Source organism: Stieleria sp., from assembly GCF_041595215.1.
Classification (GTDB): Bacteria; Planctomycetota; Planctomycetia; order Pirellulales; family Pirellulaceae; genus Stieleria; species Stieleria magnilauensis.
This window is the reverse complement of sequence record NZ_JBFHKV010001132.1, coordinates 1-2,666: the sequence shown is the minus strand read 5'-3', so window position 1 is coordinate 2,666 and position 2,666 is coordinate 1. Positions and strand designations below refer to the sequence as shown.

The following is a 2,666-nucleotide window of genomic DNA, read 5'->3' as shown; positions in this document are numbered from 1 at the left end:
GTGACGCCGACCCCGACGGGGTCGCAGCGAGATTGCTGCGATCACCTCCGGGATCGTCGACGCGCGTTTTACGCTCTCCCGGCGGTGTTCGCTGCGCTCAAACCGCCGGCTACTTGCTGAGATCCCTATCGGGATCGCCTCGCGGACCTTCCGTGGGCGATTCTAGGCCTGCGCTGCTACTTCTTGATTTCCGTCACTTATACAATCGGCGTCCCAAGCAGCGACCGAGAATCGCCTAAAGGCTAAACTCCACCATCCCTGTGCACCGTCTCGTCCAGCCCCCTCCAGCCCCGCAATGCGTTTGACTCTTTTTCGTCGCAGTCTGATCGCGCTGGGGTTGATGCTCGTCCTCGCACCGCTCGTCGTCGTCGGGGCCGGCCGCAGTTTGGAGGCGATGTTCAACTCGCCGGTCATGTGGATTCCGCCGGACAGCGAAGATCGGCGCCAGTTTTTCCAGTTCGTCAACGACTTTCGCACGCACGACGTCATCCTGGTCTCCTGGCAAGGCTGCACCGTCGACGACCCGCGGTTGGACCAGTTTGTCGCGGCGCTCTCGCACGCCGACGGCGGACACGCAAACGTCCACCCCGAGGCACTGTTTGATCGCGTGCTGTCCAGCCGTTCGTCGGTCGCCGCACTGCAATCGCCGCCGCTGGAACTGAGTCGTGAGCGCGCGATCGAGCGTCTCCGCGGGTCGTTGATCGGCCCCCGCGATGTGAGTTGCGCGATCGCGGTGTTGACGGCCAACGGGGCGGTCCGCCGCGATTCGGCCATCAACATGATCCGATCCGTGTTGCAAAACGATCTCGAACTCTCCGCCGATGAGTATCACCTGGGGGGAACCCCGGTGATCGGCCAAGCGATCGATGACGCGAGTGTGGATTCAATGCTCTGGCTTTCGCTGCCGTCGACTGCAGTGATCGTTCTGCTGTGCTGTCTGTTCCTGCGTTCCTGGCGGATGATCTTGTTGGTTTTGGGCGTCGGGTTCTTCGGCGAACAACTGGCGCTCTCGCTGGTCCACTTCACCGGACGCAACATGAACGCGGTGTTCGTGGTGATGTCGCCGCTGGTGTTCGTTCTTTCCGCATCGACCGGCATTCATCTGTGCAACTATTACCGCGATGAAGTCAACGCGCACGGTGTGGCCGGGGCGGCGGAACGGATGTTGAACATCGGCTGGAAACCGTGTCTGTTGTCGGCGATGACAACCGCCGCAGGACTGCTGTCCCTGTTGGTCAGCGAGATCTCGGCGGTGCGGCAATTCGCGTTGATCTCGGCGGGGTGTGTTTTACTGACCACGCTGCTGATGTTGCTGACCCTTCCCGGCGTGCTTCAACGTTGGCCCCAAGCCCGGCGGGACCGGTCAGGCTGGACGGGAACTTTGTTGGCCGCGTTGGCCTCCGTCGTGGTCCGGCGCCGTTCACTGGTTGCCGTCGCCGGCCTCTCGATCATGACGCTCGCGGCGCTGGGGCTGACCCGGTTGCGGACCACCGTCGAAGTGTTCGATCTGCTGACGGCCGACCATCCGGTCATCCAAGATCACCGCTGGTTGGAATCCGAGGTCGTACCGTTGATCCCGGTGGAGACGGTCGTCCGATTTGACGCCGCGTCGTCGTTGACGTTGTTCGATCGGCTGCGGCTGATCCGCGAGATCCATGCCTCCGCGGCCAGTCAACCGCCGGCTCGCGGCGCGACGTCGGCGCTGACGTTCTTGCCGTCGTTGCCGACATCCAACAGCTTGCGCGCTTCGCTGCGTCGGAGCGTGATCACGAAACGGTTTCAACGGGATCGCGTCCGGTTGGCGGAATTGGGTTACTTGCGCGAAACGGCGGACGCGCAGCTCTGGAGGATCACCACGCGTGTGCCGGCATTTGAACACGTCGACGCGTCGGCTTACCTATCGGATTTGGCCGCCGCCCACCAAGCCGTCATCGATCGAGGCTCGGTCGACCGGCAGGATGTCGTGGTGACGGTGACGGGCGTGATGCCGGTGATCGAGAGCGCTCAACAGATGTTGCTCAGGGACTTGATCGGCAGTTTCTTCACGGCGATGCTGGTCATCGGTGTGGTTATCATCGTCGCGCTTGGCAGCCTGCGCCTCGGTCTGGTCGCGATGATTCCCAACGTGTTCCCGATCTGCGTGCTATTCGGCCTGATGGGATGGCTGGACCAGCCACTGGATATCGGAGTGATGATGACAGCCAGCGTCGCATTGGGAATCGCGGTCGACGACACCGTCCATTTCCTGCTTTATTGCCGTCGCGCAACGTCCCGCGGCACACCACCGGCAGATGCGGTTGCCAAGACGATCAAACACTGCGGCAGCGCGATCACGCAAACCACGATCGTTTGTGGATTGGGATTGCTCGTGTTCGCACTCAGTGACTTTGAGCCGACCCGCCGATTCGCCTGGATGATGTTTCTGCTCCTGACCGCAGCCCTGGTCGCGGACCTGATGTTGTTGCCGGCACTGCTGTGCAGCCGTCACGTGAAAACCTAGCGATAGGTCCCTCCACCTCGTCGCTGCCGTCGCCAGAGGGCGGCCCCGGCGAAATGGGGTTGGCAGAATGATGCGGATTCCAAAACGATGGGGATGGCAGAATGATAGGGATGGCAGAATGATAGGGATGGCAGAATGATAGGGATGGCAGAATGATAGGGATGGC

At 61.9% G+C, this 2,666-nt stretch carries 1 protein-coding gene; it reads left to right on the top strand.

Annotated elements, in window-relative coordinates; all coding sequences use genetic code 11:
* Nucleotides 1-295 precede the first annotated feature (295 nt).
* Entirely contained in the window at nt 296-2,500 is a 2,205-nt protein-coding gene (locus tag ABX749_RS28860) for an RND family transporter (RefSeq protein WP_372899083.1), read from the top strand.
* Nucleotides 2,501-2,666 lie beyond the last annotated feature (166 nt).

Bases quoted from the DNA above. Each gene is read 5' to 3' on its own strand.
- ABX749_RS28860 (WP_372899083.1), top strand. From the start codon at position 296: ATGCGTTTGACTCTTTTTCGTCGCAGTCTGATCGCGCTGGGGTTGATG.